Source organism: Rhodococcus opacus B4, assembly GCF_000010805.1.
Taxonomy (GTDB): domain Bacteria; phylum Actinomycetota; class Actinomycetes; order Mycobacteriales; family Mycobacteriaceae; genus Rhodococcus_F; species Rhodococcus_F opacus_C.
In genome coordinates this window covers 6,467,556-6,489,986 of record NC_012522.1, presented here as the reverse complement: position 1 = coordinate 6,489,986, position 22,431 = coordinate 6,467,556, and the positions used below count along the sequence as shown (strand labels likewise).

Annotated in this window: 22 protein-coding genes; 12 read left to right on the top strand and 10 right to left on the bottom strand. The window is 68.5% G+C overall.

Annotation, left to right across the window (positions count from 1 at the left end):
- The first annotated feature begins 109 nt into the window (after positions 1–109).
- The gene (locus ROP_RS29460; protein WP_015889671.1) at positions 110–979 is read left to right on the top strand and encodes a DUF6542 domain-containing protein; all 870 of its coding nucleotides are present in this window, start codon (positions 110–112) and stop codon (positions 977–979) included.
- A 28-nt stretch (positions 980–1,007) separates the two neighbouring features.
- Here ROP_RS29460 and ROP_RS29455 read toward each other — a convergent pair whose 3' ends face one another.
- The gene (locus ROP_RS29455) at positions 1,008–2,018 is read right to left on the bottom strand and encodes a 4-hydroxy-3-methylbut-2-enyl diphosphate reductase (protein ID WP_015889670.1); all 1,011 of its coding nucleotides are present in this window, start codon (positions 2,016–2,018) and stop codon (positions 1,008–1,010) included.
- A 142-nt stretch (positions 2,019–2,160) separates the two neighbouring features.
- Here ROP_RS29455 and ROP_RS29450 point away from each other — a divergent pair, with 142 nt between their 5' ends.
- The 3 genes from ROP_RS29450 to ROP_RS29440 are packed head-to-tail and all read left to right on the top strand — an operon-like array spanning position 2,161 to position 4,281.
- A complete protein-coding gene (locus ROP_RS29450; protein ID WP_015889669.1) occupies positions 2,161–2,793 on the top strand; it encodes a lipid droplet-associated protein in 633 nt (210 codons plus the stop codon).
- Positions 2,790–4,046, top strand: coding sequence for an exodeoxyribonuclease VII large subunit (gene xseA / locus ROP_RS29445; protein WP_015889668.1), 1,257 nt, complete (start codon positions 2,790–2,792; stop codon positions 4,044–4,046). Before ROP_RS29450 ends, xseA begins: the two co-directional genes overlap by 4 nt.
- 4 nt (positions 4,047–4,050) lie before the next feature.
- Positions 4,051–4,281: an exodeoxyribonuclease VII small subunit gene (locus ROP_RS29440; RefSeq protein WP_015889667.1), complete on the top strand. Its 231-nt coding sequence runs from the start codon at positions 4,051–4,053 to the stop codon at positions 4,279–4,281.
- A 15-nt stretch (positions 4,282–4,296) separates the two neighbouring features.
- On the opposite strand, the gene ROP_RS29435 is transcribed toward ROP_RS29440, so the two are convergent.
- Positions 4,297–4,866, bottom strand: coding sequence for a DUF4245 domain-containing protein (locus ROP_RS29435; RefSeq protein WP_015889666.1), 570 nt, complete (start codon positions 4,864–4,866; stop codon positions 4,297–4,299).
- Between the two features lie 189 nt (positions 4,867–5,055).
- On the opposite strand from ROP_RS29435, the gene glpX reads away from it, so the two are divergent.
- The gene (glpX, locus tag ROP_RS29430; protein ID WP_015889665.1) at positions 5,056–6,096 is read left to right on the top strand and encodes a class II fructose-bisphosphatase; all 1,041 of its coding nucleotides are present in this window, start codon (positions 5,056–5,058) and stop codon (positions 6,094–6,096) included.
- 97 nt (positions 6,097–6,193) lie between these two features.
- Positions 6,194–7,597, top strand: coding sequence for a class II fumarate hydratase (locus tag ROP_RS29425; RefSeq protein ID WP_015889664.1), 1,404 nt, complete (start codon positions 6,194–6,196; stop codon positions 7,595–7,597).
- Positions 7,598–7,658: 61 nt separating this feature from the next.
- Here ROP_RS29425 and ROP_RS29420 read toward each other — a convergent pair whose 3' ends face one another.
- On the bottom strand, positions 7,659–8,516 hold the full coding sequence (locus ROP_RS29420; RefSeq protein ID WP_015889663.1) for an acyl-ACP desaturase: 858 nt from the start codon (positions 8,514–8,516) through the stop codon (positions 7,659–7,661).
- A 156-nt stretch (positions 8,517–8,672) separates the two neighbouring features.
- Between ROP_RS29420 and ROP_RS29415 the strand changes: the two genes are divergently transcribed.
- Together ROP_RS29415 and ROP_RS29410 are read left to right on the top strand one after the other, a co-directional pair.
- Positions 8,673–10,286, top strand: a complete 1,614-nt coding sequence (locus tag ROP_RS29415; RefSeq protein WP_015889662.1) for a serine hydrolase — start codon at positions 8,673–8,675, stop codon at positions 10,284–10,286.
- A gap of 27 nt (positions 10,287–10,313) precedes the next feature.
- A complete protein-coding gene (locus tag ROP_RS29410) occupies positions 10,314–10,745 on the top strand; it encodes a limonene-1,2-epoxide hydrolase family protein (RefSeq protein WP_015889661.1) in 432 nt (143 codons plus the stop codon).
- Between the two features lie 74 nt (positions 10,746–10,819).
- Here ROP_RS29410 and ROP_RS29405 read toward each other — a convergent pair whose 3' ends face one another.
- The 3 genes from ROP_RS29405 to ROP_RS29395 form a co-directional block, all read right to left on the bottom strand.
- Positions 10,820–12,187 carry a PhoH family protein gene (locus ROP_RS29405; protein WP_015889660.1) on the bottom strand — a complete coding sequence of 456 codons (1,368 nt, stop codon included), beginning with the start codon at positions 12,185–12,187 and terminating at the stop codon, positions 10,820–10,822.
- A gap of 309 nt (positions 12,188–12,496) precedes the next feature.
- A complete protein-coding gene (gene glyA, locus ROP_RS29400) occupies positions 12,497–13,792 on the bottom strand; it encodes a serine hydroxymethyltransferase (RefSeq protein WP_015889659.1) in 1,296 nt (431 codons plus the stop codon).
- A gap of 66 nt (positions 13,793–13,858) precedes the next feature.
- Positions 13,859–15,079 (bottom strand): hypothetical protein, encoded by a 1,221-nt coding sequence (locus tag ROP_RS29395; RefSeq protein WP_015889658.1) that lies wholly within the window; start codon positions 15,077–15,079, stop codon positions 13,859–13,861.
- 169 nt (positions 15,080–15,248) lie between these two features.
- Between ROP_RS29395 and coaA the strand changes: the two genes are divergently transcribed.
- A complete protein-coding gene (gene coaA, locus ROP_RS29390) occupies positions 15,249–16,181 on the top strand; it encodes a type I pantothenate kinase (RefSeq protein WP_005238987.1) in 933 nt (310 codons plus the stop codon).
- Positions 16,182–16,222: 41 nt separating this feature from the next.
- On the opposite strand, the gene ROP_RS29385 is transcribed toward coaA, so the two are convergent.
- On the bottom strand, positions 16,223–16,990 hold the full coding sequence (locus ROP_RS29385) for an isoprenyl transferase (RefSeq protein WP_015889657.1): 768 nt from the start codon (positions 16,988–16,990) through the stop codon (positions 16,223–16,225).
- 161 nt (positions 16,991–17,151) lie between these two features.
- Between ROP_RS29385 and trhA the strand changes: the two genes are divergently transcribed.
- Positions 17,152–17,820, top strand: a complete 669-nt coding sequence (trhA, locus tag ROP_RS29380) for a PAQR family membrane homeostasis protein TrhA (RefSeq protein ID WP_015889656.1) — start codon at positions 17,152–17,154, stop codon at positions 17,818–17,820.
- Positions 17,821–17,823: 3 nt separating this feature from the next.
- Here trhA and ROP_RS29375 read toward each other — a convergent pair whose 3' ends face one another.
- Genes ROP_RS29375 through mca form a run of 3 tightly spaced genes read right to left on the bottom strand, consistent with a single transcriptional unit; the run spans position 17,824 to position 21,049 of the window.
- Positions 17,824–19,839: a thioredoxin domain-containing protein gene (locus ROP_RS29375; RefSeq protein WP_015889655.1), complete on the bottom strand. Its 2,016-nt coding sequence runs from the start codon at positions 19,837–19,839 to the stop codon at positions 17,824–17,826.
- Between the two features lie 17 nt (positions 19,840–19,856).
- The gene (locus ROP_RS29370; protein WP_015889654.1) at positions 19,857–20,174 is read right to left on the bottom strand and encodes a hypothetical protein; all 318 of its coding nucleotides are present in this window, start codon (positions 20,172–20,174) and stop codon (positions 19,857–19,859) included.
- Complete coding sequence (gene mca, locus ROP_RS29365) at positions 20,171–21,049, bottom strand: mycothiol conjugate amidase Mca (RefSeq protein WP_015889653.1); 879 nt, start codon at positions 21,047–21,049, stop codon at positions 20,171–20,173. The genes ROP_RS29370 and mca overlap by 4 nt, the downstream gene beginning before the upstream one ends.
- Positions 21,050–21,239: 190 nt before the next feature.
- Between mca and ROP_RS29360 the strand changes: the two genes are divergently transcribed.
- Together ROP_RS29360 and greA are read left to right on the top strand one after the other, a co-directional pair.
- Complete coding sequence (locus ROP_RS29360) at positions 21,240–21,665, top strand: DUF4307 domain-containing protein (RefSeq protein ID WP_015889652.1); 426 nt, start codon at positions 21,240–21,242, stop codon at positions 21,663–21,665.
- A 227-nt stretch (positions 21,666–21,892) separates the two neighbouring features.
- A complete protein-coding gene (gene greA / locus ROP_RS29355; protein ID WP_005238978.1) occupies positions 21,893–22,387 on the top strand; it encodes a transcription elongation factor GreA in 495 nt (164 codons plus the stop codon).
- Positions 22,388–22,431 lie beyond the last annotated feature (44 nt).

The following is a 22,431-nucleotide window of genomic DNA, read 5'->3' as shown; positions in this document are numbered from 1 at the left end:
AGGTCAGCGCCCTCGATTCGTGCCCGCAACACACAAATCTCCAGGATCTCTCGGGCTCCACCGGTCACGCCAACGGAGCTAGCCGACGAGTTGCCGCTACTGTCGTTGTGTGTCTGCAACCCAACGTGCTCGCTCTGGGGTGCCGCTCGACAGGCGGTCGATTGTCCCTACGGTCCCCGGTCTCCCCTGGTGGGGTGTCATTCTCCTGGCCGTCGGAGTCACCTTTGTCGGATTCGCTGTCGATGCGGCTCGTGGCACCGAACTCACGGCGGCGTTCTCCACTTTCTACTTCCTCGGCTGTGTCCTCGCCGTGGCCGCTGCCGGCAACCGTGCGCTGTTCACCGCGATCGTCCAGCCGCCGCTGATCCTGTTCGTGGCGGTGCCGCTCGGCCAGAGCCTGATCGCGGACGAGAACAGCACCGCGCTCAAAGATCTGGCGATCAACGTGGCGTATCCGCTGGTCAACCGATTCCCGGTGATGCTCGCCGCCACCGTGGTAACACTGCTGATCGGTGGGCTCCGCCTCTTCCTGCTGCAGCAACGCAAGACCGGTCCCGCGCGGACCTCGGAGCGTCGCCGTGCGCAGCGGGCGCCGCGCACCGCCCGCCCCCGGCTCGCAGCCGAAGAGTCGGAGCAGGCCCCGCCGCCGCGGCGCCGGGCGCGGGACAGGGACGGGGTCAGGGACACCGCAAGGGACGCTGCACGGGAGCATCCCCGATCGGCGCGGCGGGCGGCCACACCGCCACCCCGCCGCTCGTCCTCGTCGGGCGGGCGCACGGCACCCCCACCACCCATGGTCGACCGGGCAGCGCAGGCACCCCGTTCGGCGCCGCCGCGGACCACGCAGGCACCGCGCTCGGTCCCGCCGCGGACCACACCGCGGCCGCGGCCCAACCCCGACGTGCCTGCCCACCCCATTCCGCAGGTGCGCTACCGCGACCGGTACGAGCCGCCGTTCGAGTCGGAGCAGCCCCGCTAGAGCGGGAACAGCCCCGGTAGCGGACCGATCAGGTCCGCGCGGCGCGAAGCTCGCGCGGCAGCGCGAAGACCAGCGTCTCGTTGGCCGTGGTGACCGGCTGGACGTCGTGGAATCCGTGCTCGTCGAGCAGATCGATCACCCCCCGCACCAGGATTTCCGGGACCGACGCACCCGACGTGATCCCGACCGTCCGGACGCCGTCGAGCCAGGCCGGATCCACTTCGCGGGCGTAGTCGACCAGGTACGACGCCTTCGCGCCCGCACCCAGCGCCACCTCGACGAGACGAACCGAGTTGGAGGAGTTGCGGGATCCGACGACGATGACGAGATCGCATTCGGGGGCCATCGCCTTGACCGCGACCTGACGGTTCTGGGTGGCGTAGCAGATGTCGTCGCTCGGCGGGTCCTGCAGACTCGGGAAGCGCTCCCGCAGGCGGGCGACCGTCTGCATCGTCTCGTCGACGCTCAACGTGGTCTGCGACAACCAGATGACCTTCGATTCGTCGCGGACCGTCACGGCGTCGACGGAATCGGGGCCGTCCACGAGTTGCACGTGATCGGGGGCCTCGCCGGCCGTGCCCTCCACTTCCTCGTGGCCCTCGTGGCCGATGAGGAGGATGTCGAAGTCGTCGCGGGCGAACCGCTTGGCTTCCTGATGGACCTTCGTGACCAGCGGGCACGTGGCGTCGATGGTGCGCAGATTGCGGGCCGCGGCCGACTCGTGGACCGCAGGAGACACGCCGTGCGCGGAGAACACGAGCAGCGCACCCTCCGGAACCTCGTCGGTCTCGTCGACGAAGACCACGCCCTGGTCGCTCAGCGTCTCGACGACGTGCCGGTTGTGGACGATCTCTTTACGCACGTAGATGGGGGCGCCGTGCTTCTCGAGCGCCTTCTCCACCGTCTCGACGGCGCGGTCGACGCCGGCGCAGTAGCCGCGGGGCTCCGCGAGCAGTACGCGCTTCTCGCCGTCGGCACGCGACGCTCCCGAATCTGCCGAACGTGTGATACCCACATTGAGTGGAACAGCCGAAGACATGGCTCCAGACTACGGGTCACCCCGGACGGACGACACTTTCGCGGGGCCTCGGCGGGGTAGTGTGCGCATCGTCGCACCGAAGTCGTCGACACTGTAAGCACGTCGGCTACCCAAACGTGCCGTTGTCAGGCAGGCTGTGGGAATGATTCGTCCCCCGTTCATGGCGCGCGTCGCCGCTGGAATCGCCGTCACGGCCGTCGAAGAGGCCAGGAAACTACCGACAACCGCGGCGACCCTGCCCATGACCGCGGTCAGCCAGGTGCTGCAGACCACGATGCGCGTTCAGCAGTCCATGACGGCGCTGGCCATCAAGGGCGACCAGGCCTTCGCACTGATCAACTGGACCCACGACGACGAACAGCCCGTCTGGGCCGTCTTCGACGAGGACGTCGAACCGGCATCCGGCGCCGACGGCGCCGCCGAGGAGCGATCTGCCGGACCGGGCCGGTTCGCGCTGTACTCGCTGAGCCCGCAGGACGACGGCGCACCCGAGAAGATCACGGCCCCGAAGGCAGCACCCGTCGCCACCAACGGCGCCGCCACCACGAAGCCGGCGAGCACGAAGCCCGCCGCCGCCAAGCCCGCCGTCGCCGAACCCGAGATCGCCGTCGTCCTCGACTACGGCACGCTGACCCTCGCCCAGTTGCGGGCGCGTCTGCGCAGCCTGTCGGTCGAAGACCTGACGACGCTGCTGGACTACGAGAACGCGACCCTGGCCCGCGCGCCGTTCCAGACCATGCTGACCAACCGCATCACCACCGCCAAGGCCAAGTGACCTCCGCACAGCCCCGCGCAGCCAGTACCGCACCGAGCACCGCCGAGCAACCCTGGCCGGTCCGCACCGTGTCGGCCAAGGTCGCACAGTGGATCGACCGACTCGGGAGTGTCTGGGTGGAGGGACAGATCACCCAGATCAACGCGCGTCCGGGCACCCGGACGGCGTTTCTCGTGCTGCGAGATCCGTCCGTCGACATGTCGCTGTCGGTGACCTGCTCCCCGCAACTGCTGCAGAACTCCCCCGTCCCGCTCACCGAGGGCAGCCGGGTGGTGATGTTCGGCAAGTTGTCGTTCTACACCGGCCGCGGGTCGGTCTCGTTGCGGGTCACGGAGATCCGCGCGATCGGGATCGGCGAACTCCTGGCCCGGATCGAGCGGTTGCGCGCGCTGCTGGCCGCCGAGGGTCTGTTCGACCCTCGGCTGAAGCGTCCGCTGCCGTTCCTGCCCGGCACCATCGGGTTGATCACGGGACGCGCCAGCGCCGCCGAGCACGACGTCCTCAGCGTGGCGCAGCGCCGCTGGCCCGCCGTGCGCTTCGAGGTGCGCAACACTCCGGTGCAGGGCGCGACCGCGGTGCCGCAGATCCTCGACGCGCTGAAGGAGCTGGACGCCGACCCCCACGTCGACGTGATCATCCTCGCGCGCGGCGGCGGCAGCGTGGAGGACCTGCTGCCTTTCTCCGACGAGACCCTGTGCCGCGCGATCGTCGCGTGCACGACCCCGGTGGTCAGCGCCATCGGGCACGAGCCGGACAGTCCGCTCAGCGATCACGTCGCCGACCTGCGGGCCGCGACACCGACGGACGCCGCCAAGCGGGTGGTGCCGGACGCCGTCGCCGAGCAGGCACTCGTCGGCGAACTGCGATCGCGGAGCGCGGCCGCCCTGCGCAACTGGGTGCAGCGCGAGTCGCACCTGATCTCCCAGCTGCGGAGCAGGCCGGTCCTCGCCGACCCGGTGCGCGCACTCGACCACCGGTCGGACGAGGTCGAGCGACTGCGCGAGGCCGGGCGACGCGACATCAGCCGGGCGATCGCCGTCGAGGGCACCACGATCGAACACCTCCGGGCACGGCTGACGACCCTCGGACCCGCCGCGACCCTGGCCCGCGGCTACTCCGTGGTCCAGCGGATCGTGCCGGACGGCGACCCGGAGGTACTGCGTTCGATCGACGACGCCCCGCCGGGCACCCAGATTCGCGTTCGAGTCGCCGACGGCGCAATCCGCGCCGCGGTGATGGGAAAGGACAAGTAGGAACATGAGCAACCCCACCGGAAACGACACCGACATCGCGGAGCTCGGTTACGAGGCGGCCCGCGACGAACTCGTCGACGTGGTCAAGGTGCTCGAACAGGGCGGCCTCGACCTCGACGCGTCACTCGCGTTGTGGGAGCGGGGCGAGGCGCTGGCCAAACGCTGCGAGGAGCACCTCGCGGGGGCCCGCAAGCGCGTCGAGACCGCGCTCGCCCATGCCGAGGACGAGGGCTGATCCTCGCCCCCGCAGTCAGGCAGCGAGGATCGGGGCGTCGGCCGCGGCGGTGGTGAGCTGCTCGAACGCCTCGGGTGGCGCGCTGCCCGTGACGAGGAGCCGGACGTCGCCGAAGTCGGACACCCAGATCGGCTCGACACCCTCCCCGCCGTACACGATCCAGCTGTGACCTGCGACGTCCTCGGTGCCCGTCGCCGTGCGCGGACCACCCGCGACGAACGGCACGAGCACCGTCTCGACGGCGTTGCTCTGCGTCAGCTGGATGTAGCGGCCGGCCTCGGTGATGAATCCGACGGTGCTCGAATCACCGCCGCCGTCACCGCTGACGATGCTGCGGCTACCCGAGTTGGGCGTCCAGCCCTCCGGCGTCTCCGGCTTGCGCACCGGGAACGGCAGGTCCTGCGCGTCGTACTTCAGCGCCGCGTCCACGTCGAAGCTGGGAATCGGGCCACTCGTCGGACCGCCCGGGCTGAACGTGCACTGGCTGGCGATACCCGCGATCAGCACACAGAACAGGACAAGGGGTACGAGCGACCACACCATGTCGCGGTTGTTGTGCAGGATGCGGGGTTTATCAGATGCCACGCCCACCAGTATCCAGGGTCGGTCCCGGAACAACGATTCTCGGTCCCGTGAATCGCGCCCCAGCAGCGCACGTCACACTTCTTTCTGGGAGAATCAGCACCGAGATCCACCCGACAATCGGCGGCCGACGGCCACCGACACAGCGTCGGCGTACAACGTCGACCGTGACTGCACCAGGAGGCACTGCCCATGACGGCTAGCACCACTTCGAGTCGCCGCGAGGCCCCGGACCGAAATCTTGCTCTGGAATTGGTCCGAGTCACCGAGGCTGGTGCGATGGCTGCCGGTCGCTGGGTCGGCCGTGGCGACAAGGAGGGTGGCGACGGCGCCGCCGTCGACGCCATGCGCCAGCTCGTGAGCTCGGTCTCGATGCGCGGCGTCGTCGTCATCGGCGAGGGCGAGAAAGACGAAGCGCCGATGCTGTTCAACGGCGAAGAGGTCGGCAACGGTGACGGACCGGACTGCGACTTCGCCGTCGACCCGGTGGACGGCACCACCCTGATGTCGAAGGGCATGCCGAACGCCATCTCCGTTCTCGCGGTCGCCGAGCGCGGCGCGATGTTCGACCCGTCCGCGGTGTTCTACATGGAGAAGATCGCCGTCGGACCGGACGCGGCCGATGTCATCGACATCACAGCCCCCGTCGCCGAGAACATCAAGCGGGTCGCGAAGGTCCGCAAGGCGTCGCCCTCCGACGTCACGGTCTGCATCCTCGACCGTCCCCGGCACGCCCGGCTGATCGAAGAGGTCCGGGACACCGGAGCGCGGATCCGCCTCATCTCCGACGGTGACGTCGCGGGTGCGATCGCCGCCGCGCGTCCGGAGTCGGGCACCGACATCCTGCTCGGCACCGGTGGCACGCCCGAGGGCATCATCGCCGCCGCCGCCATGCGCTGTATGGGTGGTTCGCTGCAGGGCCGGCTGGCCCCGACCGACGACGCCGAGCGGCAGAAGGCCATCGACGCAGGCCACGACCTGGACCGCGTGCTGACCACCGAAGATCTCGTGTCCGGTGAGAACGTCTTCTTCTGCGCCACCGGCGTCACGGACGGCGACCTGCTCCGCGGTGTCCGCTACTACGGCGGCGGCGCCTCGACGCAGTCGATCGTGATGCGGTCGAAGTCGGGCACCGTCCGCATGATCGACGCGTACCACCGTCTGGAGAAGCTCCGCGAATACTCGTCCGTGGACTTCACGGGCGAGGACGGCGCCATCCCGCCGACGTTCTAGGCGCTCCGCGCTCGTGCGCCTTTCCGGTAGCTGCGGCAACCGGAAAGGCGCACGGGGAGCACCCCCACGACGCGCTCGAAAGTGGCATGTTTGACGCATGACCGAGAGCAACGAGCAGCAGTACCGGATCGAACACGACACCATGGGCGAGGTGCGGGTGCCCGTGGATGCCCTGTGGCGCGCGCAAACTCAGCGCGCGGTCGAGAACTTCCCGATCAGCGGTCGAGGCCTCGAACGCACCCAGATCCGCGCGATGGGTCTGCTGAAGGCAGCCTGCGCGCAGGTCAACAAGGATCTCGGCCTCCTCGACGCCGAGAAGGCGGACGCCATCATCGCCGCGGCGGGCGAGATCGCCGAGGGCAAGCACGACGACCAGTTCCCCATCGACGTCTTCCAGACCGGTTCGGGCACCAGTTCCAACATGAACGCCAACGAGGTCATCGCGTCGATCGCAGCGGCGAACGGTGTGGTCGTCCACCCCAACGACGACGTCAACATGTCGCAGTCGTCGAACGACACCTTCCCCACCGCGACGCACGTCGCGGCCACCGAGTCGGCGGTGAAGGACCTGCTTCCCGCCCTCGACCACCTGCGTCTGGCCTTGCTCGACAAGTCCACCGAGTGGAAGACCGTCGTGAAGTCGGGCCGCACCCACCTCATGGACGCCGTGCCGGTCACCCTCGGTCAGGAGTTCGGCGGGTACGCCCGTCAGATGGAGGCGGGGATGGAGCGGGTGGTGGCCTGCCTGCCCCGGCTCGGTGAGCTGCCCATCGGCGGCACCGCGGTGGGGACGGGGCTCAACGCCCCCGACGGATTCGGCCCGAAGGTCGTGGCCGAGCTGGTCACGGCGACGGGCATCGACGCCCTGACCCCGGCAAAGAACAGTTTCGAGGCGCAGGCCGCCCGTGACGGTCTGGTGGAGGCGTCCGGCGCGTTGCGCACGATCGCGGTGTCCCTGACCAAGATCGCCAACGACATCCGCTGGATGGGGTCGGGTCCGCTCACCGGTCTCGGCGAGATCCGTCTCCCCGACCTGCAGCCGGGCAGTTCGATCATGCCCGGCAAGGTCAACCCGGTTCTTCCGGAAGCCGCCACCCAGGTCGCCGCACAGGTGGTCGGCAACGACGCCGCCGTCGCCTGGGGCGGGGCCGCGGGTGCCTTCGAACTCAACGTGTACATCCCGATGATGGCGCGGAACCTGCTCGAATCGCTGACGTTGCTGGCCAACGTGACACGGCTGTTCGCCGACCGGTGCGTCGTGGGGCTCGTCGCGAACACCGAGCACCTCAAGACCCTGGCGGAGTCGTCGCCGTCCATCGTGACGCCGCTGAACTCCGCGATCGGGTACGAGGAGGCGGCGGCGGTCGCGAAGCAGGCGCTGAAGGAGAAGAAGACCATCCGCGAGACCGTCGTCGACCGCGGTCTGATCGGCGACAAGCTGAGCGAGGAAGAACTCGACAAGCGTCTCGACGTGCTGGCGATGGCGAAGGTGAAGGACTGACCCTACTGACGCGAGAGGGCCCGCACCCGAAACCGGGTGCGGGCCCTCTCGCGTCGACGTCCTACAGCAGCGCGGACAGTGCGTCGCGGGCCTTCTCGCCCTCGGTGCCGAGGTCGGTGCGTCCGGCGATGTTCCACGAGCGGAGCAGCGGGGCGAACACCTTCTCCCCCTGCTGGGCGGGGTCGTAGATACCGGCCTCGGCGAGCACCGCGGTGCTGTCGGTTCCGCCGGGCAGTGCCACGCTCGGCACGTCGAACGCGGCGATCCGCGAAGCGATGGCGCGCATCGTCTGGTCGGGGACCAGCTCGAACGCGGCCTCGACGAGGTTGCGGTAGAACAGCGACTGCAATTCGTCGTCCGAGGCCAGCCGCTCGGCGATCACGGCCACCAGCGGGTCCTCGCCGAGTGCCGCCGTGTTGTGATGACGCACGGCCGCGGCCTTCTCCTCGAACGCGGAGTTCGCGAGCATCTCGATCAGATGCATCGGCGGCATCGCGTAACCGCGGACCATCTCGTCCATCCGGGCGCGCTCGAGTGCGACGGGATCGACGGCACGCGTCACCATCAGGTAGTTGCGGAGCACGATGGAGTGCCGGTTCTCCTCCGCGGTCCAACGGCCGACCCAGCGCCACCACGGGCCCACCAGGGCGAGGTGCTTGGCGATCTCACGGTGGTATGCGGGCACGTTGTCGGCCACCAGCACGCCGACCGTCAGCGCGAGCGCCTCGACGTCGCTCAGGGTCGACTGATCTGCCGACCAATCGGTTCCACCCATGAACGCGAAGTTCTTGCCCTGGTCCCAGGGAACCAGATCGTGCGGCTGCCAGCCATCCGCCTCGGCGATGTGACGTGTGAGGTTCTCGTCCACCACCGGGGCCAGCTCACTGAGCAGCTGCGAGTCGTTTTTTTCAATCGGCATCCGCACACCGTAGCGTCCGCGACCCGGAGCCGGGTCGACCACCGGTGGATTCGACGTGAACAACGCCGGTGTTGTGACGAAAACAGCCAGGTCATGGGCTTGTCATCGCTAGGCTGACAGTTCACAGCTGCCCCGGGCCCGAGCAGAGGATCACCAATGCGCAGACTTCGGAACCTGACGATACTTCTCGCGGCACTCGCCCTCGGCGGGTCACTCGTGACCGGTTGCGGCTCCGACGCGGACGATGCGGGCTCCTCCGACGCGTCCGGCGCGAACCCCACCTCGGAGTCGTCCGGACCGCCCAACCCGGCCGCCTTCTCGGGCGTCGACATCCCCGACGGCCGGATCGACGAGGCCGTGGGCCGTCTCGACGAACTGGCGAACGAGTTGATGGAGAGTTCGGGACTGCCGGGCATGGCGGTCGCCGTCGTCCACGGCGGGCAGACCGTCTACGCGAAGGGATTCGGGGTGCGCGAGGCGGGCACCGATCAGAAGGTGGACGCCGACACCGTGTTCCAGCTGGCGTCGATGTCGAAGCCGGTGGGGTCGACCGTGGTGGCCCGTCAGGTCGATGCCGGAGTCGTCGGCTGGGACACCCCCGTGGTGTCGAAGCTGCCCGGTTTCGCCCTCGCCGACCCGTGGGTCACCGAGCACGTCACGGTGGGCGATCTGTACTCGCACCGGTCGGGGTTGCCCGATCACGCCGGCGACCACCTCGAGGACCTGGGCTACGACCAGCAGCAGGTGCTCGACAAACTCCGGCTCGACCCGCTGAACCCGTTCCGGATCACCTACGACTACACCAACTTCGGTCTCACCGCGGCGGCCGAGGCCGTCGCGGCGGCATCGGGGACGGATTGGGCGACCCTCTCCGAGCAGGCAATATACGGGCCGCTGGGGATGTCCTCCACGAGTTCGCGGTTCGCCGACTACGAGGCCCGCAGCGACCGCGCCGTCGCACACCAACTCGTCGACGGCAAGTACGTCGCCGATGCGGTGCGCAACCCGGACGCGCAGTCCCCCGCGGGCGGGGTGAGCTCGTCCGTCAACGACATGGGCAGATGGCTGGCAATGCTGCTGGCCGACGGAACGTTCGAGGGTAAGGAGATCGTGTCGCCCGAGGCGCTGCAACCGGCGGTCAGTCCTCAGATCGTGTCCAGCCCACCGCGTTCGATGGACAGCCGTCCGGGATCGTACGGGTACGGGTTCAACGTCTCGACCACGTCGGCCGGCCGGGTCTCCCTCAGCCACTCCGGCGCATTCCAACTCGGGGTGGCGACGAACTTCGTCGCCATTCCGTCCGCCGACGTCGCGATCGTCGCCCTGACCAACGGGTCACCCATCGGAATCCCCGAAACCCTCACCGCCGAGTTCGCCGACCTCGTCCAGTACGGCGAGATCCGCGAAGACTGGAGATCGTTGTACCGGCAGGCCATCTCGCCGATGCTCGACCCCGAGGGCAGCCTCGTCGGCCAGACGGCACCAGCGAACCCGGCGCCACCGCAGCAACCGCTGCCGACCTACGCGGGCACGTACGACAACCCGTACTGGGGCCCCGCGATCGTGACCGAGAGCAACGGCGCGCTGTCGCTCGGGCTCGGACCCGCCGGGCAGACGTACCCCCTGACCCATTGGGACGGTGACACCTTCACCTTCACGCTGAGTGGGGAGAACGCCCCGCCCGGAACCATCTCGAAGGCCACGTTCACCGGCAACGACGTCACACTCGAGTACTACGACACGGAAGGCCGGGGGACATTCGTCCGCTGAGCCGACACAACCGACGGGGAGAAGATCATGAGCACGAACTCGCATGCACCGACGGGAACCGATCGCACGGACACGGCGGACGTCGAGGTGGTCCGGGCATTCCTGGACGCCCTCGTCGCCGGCGACCCGGACACCGCGCAGCAGTATCTCCACGACGACATCGTGTGGCACAACGTGTCGCTGCCGAAGATCCGCGGCATCGGGGCCGTCATGCGGATCTTCCGCGGAATGAGCCGTCCCGGTTTCGGTTTCGACGTGCGCCTGCACCACATCGCGGGCGACGGAACGGCCGTCCTGACCGAGCGCACCGACGTACTGATCTACAAGCGGCTGCGCAGCGAATTCTGGGTGTGCGGCACGTTCGAGATGAGGGACGGCAAGATCGCCGTCTGGCGCGACTACTTCAGTAACCGGGATGTCCTGTGGGGCACCCTCAAAGGCATCGTGCGCGCGTTCTGACGAGTCCGCCCGATGTCACCTCGGTCTGATCGGACCGTCGCGACATCGGGCGGATCACGCTGCGGGGCAGGCGCCTACGGCGTCGGCCCGAACTCCTCCAGCATCTCCGTCACGAGCGCCGCGATCGGCGAACGCTCACTGCGCGTCAACGTGATGTGCGCGAACAGCGGGTGCCCCTTGAGCTTTTCGATCACCGCGGCCACGCCGTCGTGACGTCCGACCCTCAGGTTGTCGCGCTGCGCGACGTCGTGAGTGAGGACCACCCGAGACCCGGTACCCAGCCGGGACAGCACCGTGAGCAGCACGTTGCGTTCCAGCGACTGCGCCTCGTCCACGATCACGAACGAATCGTGCAGCGACCGTCCGCGAATATGCGTGAGCGGCAGCACTTCCAGCATGCCGCGGCTGATCACCTCGTCCATCACCTCGGTGCTGGCCAGTCCGTCGAGGGTGTCGAAGACCGCCTGGGCCCACGGGCCCATCTTCTCGCTCTCACTGCCCGGCAGATAACCGAGTTCCTGGCCGCCCACCGCGTAGAGCGGCCGGAAGACAACGACTTTCCGCTGAGTGCGACGCTCGAGCACCGCCTCCAGCCCCGCCGTCAACGCCAGCGCCGACTTGCCGGTGCCCGCCTTGCCCCCCAGCGACACGATGCCCACACTGTCGTCGAGCAGGATGTCGAGGGCGATCCGCTGCTCCGCCGAACGTCCGTGCAGGCCGAACGCTTCGCGCTCCCCGCGCACCAACTGCACCCGCTTGTCGGCGTTCACCCGGCCAAGCGCACTCGACGAACCACCCAGCAGCCGAATACCCGTGTGGCACGGCAGCTCCCGGGCCTCCTCCAGGTCGACGACGCCTTCGGAGAACAGTTCGTCGATCGACGACGATGCCACATCCATTTCCGTCATGCCCGTCCACCCGGACGGAACGACGTCGTGGGCGTGGTACTCGTCGGCGGGCAGGCCCACCGCACCGGCCTTGACCCGCAGCGGGATGTCCTTGCTGACCAGGACGACGTCACCGCCCTCGGCCTCGAGGTTCAACGCGCAGGCCAGGATCCTGGAATCGTTGCTGTCCGTGCGGAATCCGACCGGCAGAACCGACGGGTCGGTGTGATTCAACTCGACCTGCAGGGTTCCGCCCTCCGTGCCGATCGGCACGGGCTGGTCGAGTCGGCCGTACTCGAGACGGAGGTCGTCGAGCATGCGCAGCGATTCTCTTGCGAACCATCCCAACTCGTGGTGATGCCGCTTCCCTTCGAGCTCGCTGATCACGACGAGGGGAAGCACCACGCGGTGCTCGGCGAACCTGGTGACGGCCCAGGGGTCGGACAGCAGTACGGAGGTGTCGAGCACGAACGTACGCACTGCAGAATCCGAAGATTTCCTGGGGGCGACGGACGACTGTCCGGCGCGGGCTGAGACGGAGCGTGAAGCAGTCACGTTGGCTCCTAGGTCTGCGCGGCACCCACGCAAACTCGGTTCGCTGGACCGGTCCGTCCCTGGTGTGTCACCACACGAGGGCCGGGCGCCGGCCCCCTCGCACTGAGTGTGTCAGCCACGATCAGGACCTCCCGTACAAGCAACTTCCCCGCTGCCTGTTACCCCCGACGGTACAGCCGAACACGCCGATCGGCTGACCGAGCGGCGGGCGTGTCGGTGAACATCGCGTTACGCGGAGAAGGCGCTCCGCGCCCGTGCGCCTTTCTGGTCGTTGGAGCAACCAGAAAGGCGCACGGGCGGCGGAGCCGCCTAGATCAGGCGCCAGTCCTCGAGACCCTCGTACAGCGGGAAGTCGGCGGCGAGCTTCGACACGCGGGACTTCAGCGTCTCGACGTCGGACGCACCGGCGAGCGCGGTGCCGATGATGTCGGCGACCTCGGTGAACTGCTCGTCACCGAATCCGCGGGACGCGAGCGCGGCGGTGCCGATCCGGAGGCCGGACGTGACCATCGGCGGGCGCGGGTCGAACGGCACGGCATTGCGGTTGACGGTGATGCCGACCTCGTGGAGGAGGTCCTCACCCTGCTGGCCGTCGAGCTGGGAGTTGCGCAGGTCGACGAGCACGAGGTGCACGTCGGTGCCGCCGGTGAGGACGCTGACGCCCTTGTCCACGACATCCGAGCCGGTCAGGCGCTCGGCGAGGATCTTCGCACCGGTGAGGGTGCGCTGCTGACGGTCCTTGAACTCGTCGGTGCCCGCGATCTTCAGGGACACGGCCTTCGCGGCGATGGCGTGCATCAGCGGCCCGCCCTGCTGGCCGGGGAACACGGCGGAGTTGAGCTTCTTCGCCCACTCCTGCTTGGCGAGGATCAGACCGGAGCGGGGTCCGCCGAGCGTCTTGTGGACGGTGCTGGACACGACGTCGGCGTAGGGCACGGGCGACGGGTGCAGCCCGGCCGCGACCAGGCCGGCGAAGTGCGCCATGTCGACCCACAGGTACGCCCCGACCTCGTCGGCGATGGACCGGAACGCGGCGAAGTCCTCGTGCCGCGGGTACGCGGACCAGCCGGCGACGATGACCTTCGGCTGGGCGGCGACGGCGATCTTGCGGACCTCGTCCATGTCGATGCGGTGGTCTTCCTTGCTGACCCCGTACGACTCGACGTCGTAGAGCTTGCCGGAGAAGTTCAGCTTCATGCCGTGCGTGAGGTGACCGCCGTGCGCCAGGTCGAGGCCGAGGAGCTTCTCACCCGGGTTCATCAGGGCCATCAGGACCGCTGCGTTGGCCTGTGCGCCGGAGTGCGGCTGGACGTTCGCGAAGTCGGCGCCGAACAGTTCCTTCGCCCGGGTGCGGGCGAGGTCCTCGACGACGTCGACGTGCTCGCAGCCGCCGTAGTAGCGGCGTCCCGGGTACCCTTCGGCGTACTTGTTGGTGAGGACGCTGCCCTGCGCCTGGAGGACGGCGCGGGGAACGAAGTTCTCCGAGGCGATCATCTCCAGCGTGTCGCGCTGACGGGCCAGCTCACCTGCCATGGCCTGGGCGACTTCGGGGTCGAGTTCGGCGAGGGGGGCCGTGTTGACGTCGGTACCGGGCACAGCGGTCATCGAGGAATCTCCAAGCTGGATGCGGAAACGAATGCTCCCAGTCTACGAACTACCCGTGAGGACTTCCTAACCGCCCGCGGTGAGGTATCCCTCACCGGCACGCAGGACGCTGGGGACGAGGGGCTCGTCGAGCAGCCGCCGGAACCGTTCCGACCGCTCCGCGCCGACCGGCACCTCGGCCAGCCAGCCCCCGAGCAGGCGGTACCCCTCCACGTAGGTGCTGGTGTAGGCCCGCCACAGCGGCGAGGACAGGAAGCGCAGCGACTGCCGGGCCCGCTCGGGGGTCGACAGGCTCCACCGCTGCAGGAACGCCGCGACGTCGTCGTGGCTGCGGCCTTCGTCGTGCAGCATCATCGCCGCGTCCTGCCGTACCCCGAGCAGCTGTCCGGACGCGCCGGACAGGCGCTGCGCCTGCTCACCGTCGAATCGCAGACCGAGGTCGGCGTAGATTTCCTGCGCCCACAGCCCCCAGTCGGACCCGACGATCGCCTCGAGCGCGAGGTCGGCGAGGCCCTCGGCCATCAGGCACTGCGGGGTGTTGACGACGAACAGCGTCTGCTCGAGTTGTCCCGCGCCGACCAGTCCGGCCTCCTTCCGGCAGTGCTCGGTGTGGTGACCCGGGTACGACTCGTGCGCGATCAGCCGCGGCAGGTTCGCCATGTGCTGCTCGAGATCGGAATTGATCGCGACCTTCGAGCGGTAGTCGCCGAGGTAGTAGTTGAACCCGGACCACGGTTTGTCGCCCACCACCTCGTACTCCACCACCTCGGACTCGGGCAGCGCGTAGTGCTGCCGCACCAGGTCACGCAGGGCGCTCGAGAAGGCGTCCACACATTCCTGCAACCGGTCGGCGGGAATCGCGTCCTTCGCCCGGTGCACCCGGATGCGTTCGGCCAGCGGTCCCGGCCCGGGCAGCACCGCGTCCATCTTCCGGTGCGCCTCGCGGTACTGCTCCTCGTCGCCGCGTTCGATCCGGACGTCGAAGTACGCCTCGACCTCGTCGACGAAGCCCACGTCGTCACCGGCGAACTTGCGTCCCGAGCATTCGAGCGCGCGCAGGTGGACGTCGAGGAACCGCGTCCGCTCCTCGGACAGCCCGGCCGACGGCAACTCCGCGCGGAGGTTCGCCGCCGTGCGCGCGAGGTCCCGCGGATCGGGCTTCGGCGCGTTCTCCACCTGCCTGCGCAACGCGGGATCGCCGGTGTACGCGTCGACGAATCCTTCCTCCAGCCGGTCGAAACCCAGCCCGAGCAGCAAGTATTCGCGGACGAACGAATCGGATTCCATGCCGTCCGACCTTAGTCGCAGACGCGTCTGCCCGACCCGCCGACAGCGCAGCCTGTGGCACCAAGCACAATCCGACTATGCAACCGCTACTCGCCAGCGCGACGACGACGGCAGAGATTCTGGGCATGTGCCGCTCACTCCCCCTGGTACCCGAGTGTGAGCGGAACTGATGGCGCGGACGAGCGAGTCCAGTCCGTACGTCGAATTCGACCGGAAGCAGTGGCGCACACTGCGTAAGTCGACGCCGCTCGTCCTCACCGAGGAAGAGCTGTACGGACTGCGGGGCCTCGGCGAGCAGATCGACCTGGAGGAGGTCGCGGAGGTCTACCTGCCGCTGTCGCGTCTCATCCACCTGCAGGTCGCGGCCCGGCAGCGACTGTTCGCGGCGACCGCGACGTTCCTCGGCGAGAAGCATCCCGACCAGCAGGTGCCGTTCGTGATCGGCGTCGCGGGCAGCGTGGCGGTGGGCAAGTCCACCACGGCGCGTGTCCTGCAGGCGCTTCTCGCGCGCTGGGAGCACCATCCCCGTGTCGACCTGGTGACGACGGACGGGTTCCTGTATCCGACGGCCGAATTGAACCGTCGCGGGATCATGCACCGCAAGGGCTTCCCCGAGAGTTACGACCGACGCAAGCTGCTGCGGTTCGTCACCGAGGTGAAGTCGGGGGCCGAAGAGGTGGCCGCACCGGTCTATTCGCACATCTCGTACGACATCATCCCCGGCCAGTATCACCTGATCCGGCAGCCGGACATTCTCATCATCGAGGGTCTCAACGTGCTGCAGACCGGTCCCCGGCTGATGGTGTCGGACCTGTTCGACTTCTCGATCTACGTCGACGCCCGCATCGAGGACATCGAGAACTGGTACATCCAGCGGTTTCTGGCGCTGCGGAAGACGTCGTTCTCCGATCCCGACGCGCATTTCCACCACTACGCCGGACTGTCCGATCGGGACGCGACGTCTGCCGCGCAGGAGATCTGGCACAACATCAACCGGCCGAATCTGGTGGAGAACATCCTGCCGACGCGTCCCCGCGCGACACTCGTGCTCCGCAAGGATGCGAATCATTCGATCAACCGGCTGCGGCTCCGCAAGCTGTAGGTGAGCGGCGAAGTGTGTTCCGGCACGCTTCGCCGCTCACGTCAGACGCCGAAGCGGCGGTGCCGGGCGGCGTAGTCGCGCAACGCCCGGAGGAAGTCGACGCGGCGGAACTCCGGCCAGTACGCCTCCGTGAACCAGATCTCGGAGTACGCGCTCTGCCACAGCAGGAACCCCGACAGCCGCTGCTCCCCCGACGTGCGGATGACGAGGTCCGGGTCGGGCTGGCCGGACGTGTAGAGGTGGCCGTCGATGCCGTCGACGGTGATCGATTTCACGAGTTCGTCGCCCGCCAGTCCGGCGAGAAGTTTCTCGCTGAGCAGCGACTGCACGGCGTCGGCGATCTCCTGGCGGCCGCCGTAGCCGATCGCGACGTTGACGTGGGTGCCGGTGCGACCCTCGGTTCCGGCGGCCGCGTCCCGCAGGCGGCGGGACTGTTCGGCGGGCAGCAGGTCGAGGGCGCCGACGATCTTGACGCTCCAGTTCTTGTCCGGTCCGGAGATTTCCTCGACGACGTCCGTGATGATCTCGAGCAGCGTGTCGAGTTCCTCGGGGTCACGGCGCAGGTTCTCGGTGGACAGCAGGTAGATGGTGGCCATCTCGATGCCCGCGGCGTCGCACCAGCCGAGCATCTCGGAGATCTTCAGGGCGCCCATGCGGTGGCCGTGGCTGACGTCCTCGAAGCCGTTCTCCCGGGCCCACCGCCGGTTGCCGTCGCACATCACGGCTATGTGCCGGGGGTGCTGCAGACCGTCGAGCCGCTTCAGTAGCCGACGCTCGTAGATGCTGTACAGCAGTCCTCGCGCACTCACCTGGAGATCACCATGACACGCAAGACTACGCCGCAGCCGAAGGTGATCCGCGACGGCCGTCACACAGCGCACGACATCCTGCTACCGACGGGTACGCTCTCACCACAAGCTAACCTACGGTTGCGTAGGTTAGCGCCACGCACAGCGAGAAGAGGTGTTCGGTGACCGCTTTCGGCCTCGACGAATTGCCCGTCAAGCCCCGAATGCGAGGGTGGATCCACCTGTGGGCGTTCGGCGTCTCCGTGATCGCCGGCCTCGTCCTCGTCACACTGTCCGGTACCCAGGTGTCCGGGGAAGCGGCGCTCGCCACCGCCGTCTACAGCCTCACGGTGTGCGGGGTGTTCGGTGTCAGCGCGACGTACCACCGCATCCACTGGAGCACCGTCTCGGCCCGCACGTGGATGAAACGCGCGGACCACTCGATGATCTTCCTGTTCATCGCGGGCAGCTACACCCCGTTCGCGGTGCTGGGTCTTCCGGCCGAGACGGGCCGGACGCTGCTGATCGTCGTGTGGGCGGGGGCACTCGCCGGCGTCGCACTGAAGATGCTGTGGCCGACGGCGCCGCGCTGGGTCGGGGTGCCGCTGTACCTGCTGCTCGGCTGGGCCATCGTCCCGGTGGCACCCGAACTGACGCACGAGGTCGGCGTCCTCCCGATGCTGCTGCTGCTGATCGGCGGCATCCTGTACTCGGTCGGGGCGATCCTCTACGCCACCAAGTGGCCCAACCCGTGGCCCACGACGTTCGGGCATCACGAGTTCTTCCACGCCGCCACCGTCATCGCGGCGCTGTGCCACTACATCGCGGTGTGGCTGGTGGTGTTCCGGTAGGGACTACCGGCTCATCGCGGCGGCGAGACCCTCGACCGTCGACACCGGGCGGTCGCACACGAACCCGCGGCACACGTACGCCGCCGACGCGCCGCCGACCAGCGGCCGGTCGGCGAGCAGCGGCGACGAATCCGGTTGGCCGCCGACCACGACGGCACCGCCGGGAGCGAGCCGGCGCGCCTCCCGCAGCAGGGCGGAATCACCGTCGGCGGCCACCGCCACCTGGATCGGGCCCCGCACCGAGGCCTCGGCCACCGCGAGCCAGTGCCCCGCCGATCGCGGTGCGCGTTCCAGCAGCAGCGCCACCCGGTCGAGCGATGCGGCGGCCGCGGTCGCGTACCGGCCCGAGGCGTCCACGTCGGCCACCGCGGAGGCGGTGAGCAACGCCTCGGCCAGGCACGACGCCCCGGCCGGCGTCGCACCGTCGACCGGGTCGCGCGGACGGGTCACGAGGGTTTCGGCGTCGTCGGCGGTGTCGAACCAGCTGCCCGGACGCTCGTCGTCGGCGAAATGGATCAGGGCGCGATCGAGCAGCGACTGCGCGTGCGCCAGCCACTCGGCGCCGCCGGTCGCCTGATACAACGCGAGCAGCCCGGTCGCCAGGCAGGCGTAGTCCTCCAGCACCCCGGCCGAGTCGCCCACCGACGCTCCCAGGGACGCCCGCCGCAGACGACCGTCCACGACGTGCAACTCCAGCACCGCACGCGCGCACTCGGCGGCGGCGTCCACCCAGTCCGGTCTGCCGAGTCCGGCGCCTGCTTCGGCCAGTGCGGTGATCGCGAGGCCGTTCCAGGCGGTGACCACCTTGTCGTCACGGCCCGGCTGCGGCCGCGTCGCACGCCGGGCGAGCAGCGTGTCCCGGATCCGGCGCATGCGGTCCCAGTCGTCCGGGTCGCGCGAGAGCTGCAGCACCGACGCGCCCGCCTCGAACGTCCCGTCCGCGGTCACGGCGAACACCCGGGCCGCCCACTCCCCGTCCTCCGATCCGAGGACCTCGACGAGCTGCTGCGGGGTCCACACGTACGTGAGTCCCTCGACGCCCTCGGTGTCGGCGTCGAGGGCGGACGCGAACGACCCGTTGTCCGTGCGCAGATCGCGCAGCAGGAACTCGACGGTCTCCTCGGTGACGCGGAGGGCCATCTCCGAGCCCGTGCGCCTGCCCAGGTGCGCGTAGGCGCGCAGCAGCTGGGCGTTGTCGTAGAGCATCTTCTCGAAGTGCGGCACCACCCACGCGGCGTCGACCGAATAGCGGGCGAAACCACCACCGAGCTGGTCGTAGATGCCGCCGCGCGCCATCGCCGACGCCGTCCGCGACACGACGCCGAGCACATCCGCGTCACCGGACCGCTCGTACGTGCGCAGCAGACCTTCCAGCAGCGCGGACGGCGGGAACTTGGGGGCTCCCCCGAACCCGCCGCGTTCGGCGTCCTCGTCCCGCAGCACGGTCCCGGCGGCCGCGTCCAGCAGGGCCGCGGTCACCCGGACCTCACCCTCGGGGATGCCGCCGGCTCCGCGCCGCAGTTCCGCGACCACCGAGGCGGCCGCGTCGTCGACGTCGCCGCGGCGGTCCCGCCACGTGTCTGCGATCGCGCCCAGCAGTTGGGTGAACGACGGCATCCCACCACGCGGCTGGGCCGGGTAGTAGGTGCCGCAGTAGAACGGGGCCCCGTCCGGGGTGAGGAAGCACGTCATCGGCCAGCCGCCCTGGCCGGTCATCGCGACGGTGGCGTTCATGTAGACGGCGTCGAGGTCGGGTCGTTCCTCACGGTCGACCTTGACGCACACGAAATGCTCGTTCATCAGCGACGCCACCTGCTCGTCCTCGAAGGACTCGTGGGCCATCACATGGCACCAGTGGCACGCCGAGTATCCGATCGACAGCAGGATCGGGACGTCCCGCTCCCGCGCCCAGGCGGTCGCCTCCGGACCCCACTGCTGCCAGTGCACGGGGTTGTCCGCGTGCTGTCGCAGATAGGGGCTGGTGGACCCACCGAGCGTGTTGTGTTCGCGCGGGTCCATGTCCAGCTCCTGTTCGACTACTTCTGCAGGTTCGGCGGGGTGTCCGTGGGCTTCGGCGGTTCGGTCTTCCCCGCGCCGCCGTGGATCGCACCGCGGTCGGTGCCCTCGTCCACTTCCTGGTCCGGCTCCGGGTGTTCCGGCTCGAACGTCTCGGGCAGGTTCTTGAGTTTCTTGTTCATCGAACGCACCAGCAGCACCACGCCCGCGAGCAGCGCGAGAATGACGACGAGGCCGATGGGCGACGCCTTGCCGAACTCGGGACCGGACGGGGTGCTCGGCGTCTGCGCCAAGACGTCCGCCGCGCCGGCCACGAGGTGCACCGTCAACGCATTCACTGCTGTCCGTCCTCGTGGATGCCCGCGAACAGATCGCTCTCCGGGATGGAGGTGGTGACCCGGGTCTTGGCCAGCTCGAATTCCTCGGTCGGCCAGATCTTCTGCTGGATCTCGAGCGGAACCGCGAAGAACGAGCCGTTCGGGTCGATCTGCGTCGCGTGCGCGCGCAACGCGTCGTCACGCTGCGGGAAGTAGTCGCCACACGTGATCTGGGTGGTGACGCGCGCCATCAGATCACCCTGCTCGGTCTTCCACTTCTTGAGCCACTCGGCCATCGGGAACTCTTCGCCGCGGCGGTCGTACTCCTCCTGGAACTGCAGGAGACGTTTCCGGATGAAGCCGTGCGAGTAGTAGACCTTCTGCACCTTCCACGGCTCACCGGCGTCCGGGAACTGCTCCGGGTCGGCGGCGGCCTCGTAGGCGGCCATCGACACCTCGTGGCACCGGATGTGATCGGGGTGCGGGTACCCGCCGTTCTCGTCGTACGTGGTCATGACGTGCGGACGGAACTCGCGGATGGCACGTACCAGCGCCTCGGTCGACTCCTCGAGAGGAACGAGCGCGAAGCAGCCCTCCGGCAGCGGCGGCTTCGGGTCGCCCTCCGGCAGGCCGGAGTCCACGAATCCCAGCCACTGGTGCTGGACGCCGAGGATCCGCGCGGCCTCGGCCATTTCCTCGATGCGCACCTCGTGGATGCGGTCCCGCACCCCGGGCACGTCCATCGCGGGGTTGAGGATGTCGCCACGTTCACCACCGGTCAACGTCACGACCTTCACTTCGTTGCCCTCTGCGGCGTAACGGGCCGTTGTCGCGGCACCCTTGCTCGACTCGTCGTCGGGATGCGCATGGACGGCCATGAGCCGGAATCCGCTCACGTATTCGTTCACCTCAACTTCGCCAGTAGCCGTTGCCGGCTTGTCCGTGTCGCGCGCTCTCGCCTCCGCCATCGCTGACGGCGCACCGACGCACGTCCTCTATAGTTCCACCCGAGAGTTCCGCTTGCAGCCGTGCCCCCGCTCGAGTGCTGTGAGTTACGTGGAACCGGAGCGGTACGAGAGTTGAGAGATGACGAGAACGCTTCCCCCGGGCCGATACACAGCCGCGGCAAAGCCCGCGCGCCCGAAGCGCTGGCTCGTGTGGGCGCTCTCCGCGGCGGTCGTCGTCGTGGGCGTGATCGTGGCGCTCGTCGCTTACGACAAGTTCGCCGTCTCCGAGATCGACAGTGAAGCCACGTCATTCGATCTGGTGAGTGATTCGCAGCTCGACATCACGTTCACCGTCACCCGGGAGGATCCGTCCCGGGCCGCGGTGTGCATCGTCCGCTCCCGGTCCAAGGACGGTTCCGAGACCGGCCGGCGCGAGGTGTACATCGCCGGCGGCGACAGCCAGACGGTGAAAGTCACCGCTCCCGTCTACACGTCGCGCCCCCCTGCGATGGGCGACATCTACGGCTGCAGCCTGGACGTTCCGGCGTATCTGACCGGCGGCTGACCCGAGCGCAGCCGAGCGACCGTTCGGCTTATTCGGGGTTTGCGCTCCCCGATCGTGCTAGAATCGCCTGGTACACGGTTCCGGTTTGGAACCGTGTATTGCTGCATTGGCGGCAAGGCGGAAGACGAACGGCCCCGGCCGTCGAATCCCGCCGAGCCGTTGATCACTGCTGTTGCAGTGGTCTGTCGAGGGAGCCCGGCGGCTCCAACTACGAGGGAGTGATCGAGATGACCGAGACCCAGGTGACCTGGCTGACCCAGGAGTCACATGACAGGCTCAAGAGCGAACTCGACCAGCTCATTGCCAATCGTCCGGTCATCGCCGCCGAGATCAACGAGCGTCGCGAAGAGGGCGATCTGAAGGAGAACGGTGGCTACCACGCGGCCCGCGAAGAGCAGGGTCAGCAGGAGGCGCGCATCCGTCAGCTCCAGGAACTGCTGAACAGCGCGAAGGTCGGCGAGGCCCCCACCCAGTCCGGTGTCGCACTGCCCGGTTCCGTGGTGAAGGTCTACTACGACGGCGACGAGAAGGACACCGAGACGTTCCTGATCGCGACCCGTGAAGAGGGTGCCCGCGACAACAAGCTCGAGGTGTACTCGCCCAACTCTCCGCTGGGTGGCGCACTGCTCGAGGCGAAGGTCGGCGAGACCCGCGAATACACGCTGCCCAACGGCAGCAGCATGAAGGTGACGCTCGTCAGCGCGGAGCCTTACCACAGCTGATCTCGGATCAACCGCCGAAAACTCCGGTCCGGGCCCAGTGCCCG